This is a genomic window from Bacillus sp. SIMBA_005, assembly GCF_046535585.1.
In the GTDB taxonomy this organism is placed as follows: Bacteria; Bacillota; Bacilli; order Bacillales; family Bacillaceae; genus Bacillus; species Bacillus pumilus.
This window is the reverse complement of sequence record NZ_JAWRWI010001049.1, coordinates 1-241: the sequence shown is the minus strand read 5'-3', so window position 1 is coordinate 241 and position 241 is coordinate 1. Positions and strand designations below refer to the sequence as shown.

Here is a 241-nt window from a genome sequence, read left to right as displayed (position 1 = left end):
GTCTGATTGTCACCGATAGCGGTGCTGGCATGACGAAGGTGGTGGATGCCGTCAGCTATGGCATCATCGGGTCCATCGCGCTCAACGCCGGCGCGGACTCGATGTACTACGATGCGTCGCGCGAGCATCTATATGTGGTCACTGGCGGGAAAAACGCCGAGCCGAAGATGTCCCGCTCGATCATTTCGGAGATAGATCCGCGAACTGGCGAGCGCATCGGCGAGCTGAGCTTCGATACCGA

At 59.3% G+C, this 241-nt stretch carries 1 protein-coding gene; it reads left to right on the top strand.

What is annotated here, in order from left to right; all coding sequences use genetic code 11:
• Positions 1-29: 29 nt before the first annotated feature.
• Positions 30-241, top strand: a 212-nt coding sequence (locus SB660_RS23315; RefSeq protein WP_410584936.1) for a YncE family protein, incomplete at its 3' end; no start/stop codon positions are given.